This window comes from Candidatus Desulfolinea nitratireducens (assembly GCF_982879505.1).
The window spans coordinates 1-989 of sequence record NZ_CEYOSI010000049.1; the positions used below are offsets into that span (position 1 = coordinate 1).

Annotated in this window: 1 protein-coding gene and 1 pseudogene; both read left to right on the forward strand. The window is 45.7% G+C overall.

What is annotated here, in order from left to right; all coding sequences use genetic code 11:
* Positions 1 to 199 (forward strand): annotated as a pseudogene (locus tag AC3DOM_RS06265) (hypothetical protein); the annotation flags it as partial.
* A 101-nt stretch (positions 200 to 300) separates the two neighbouring features.
* A complete protein-coding gene (locus AC3DOM_RS06270) occupies positions 301 to 762 on the forward strand; it encodes a hypothetical protein (RefSeq protein WP_487918174.1) in 462 nt (153 codons plus the stop codon).
* Positions 763 to 989 lie beyond the last annotated feature (227 nt).

The window sequence follows — 989 nt, forward strand, 5'->3', positions numbered from 1 at the left end:
CTTCATCCCCTGGGGTGGGGTGCTCTTCGACTATCTTGAAAACTTTGGCTTGGCAACTTTATTTTTGAGTTACCCGACTGAGCTAACTCCTCTCGCCTGGACGACGACCATCTTTACCTCCCTGAAATGGACTCTGATCGGGATCGGTTTTCTGCTTGCACTAATAGGTGGGGTAAAATTGGTCTTCATGAAAAGATAAATGATATGGTCATTATCCAATAACGATCTTGACCCCGAAACCCGCTCTCCGCTGCTGCGGCTGGCGCGTCTCAAACCGAGAACCGCTAAAGGAGCACCGTGATGAGAAAATCCGAATTTGAACAGATTGTAGATAAATGCTTTCGGTCTCTTGAAAATATATATGATTTTAAAAGGATCGAGACCACCTACCACAGGGGAGGCGTATTTGTCCGCTTTAAAAACCCTACAACCGAAGTCCATCTGAATTACGAGATCGGTGTCTTCCCCTGGCTGATCATCGCAGATATCAAAGATCCTGAAACTGAGAAGGCCTCGCTCGATTGGTTACTCGTGGAACTAGGGGAGAGAGAGACTCCAAGGGTCGATGAAGCTTTTCTTCCTGCCAAGATGGACGAGGGCCAACTCGAAGCTGAGCTAAAGAAAAAGAGCGATCAACTATTAAAGTTTGGCACAGACTTTCTAAAAGGAGATTTCACCCTTTTGCCAAAATTGATCAAGCGCGCAGATGATTATCTGGCAGAATGTAAAAAATTTGCGGACAGGCATAATAGTGAAAAATAATCAACTAATTTTGTCATTGCGAGGGAGCGAAGCGACCGCGGCAATCCCCTTTACTATCGAGGAGATCGCCGCGCCGCCGAAAAACATCAGCAACTCGTGATGACAGGTTTATTTAGCCTAAAACTTGCAACCTTCAACCGACTATGTATAAAAAAATTCGTCCCCTTCTTTTCAAACCAAACCCTGAAGATATTCACGCCCTGAGCCTGGATGCCCTCAACAATACC

What these genes read in the sequence shown, in the direction of transcription:
- AC3DOM_RS06270 (WP_487918174.1), top strand. Translation starts at nt 301, where the DNA reads ATGAGAAAATCCGAATTTGAACAGATTGTAGATAAATGCTTTCGGTCT.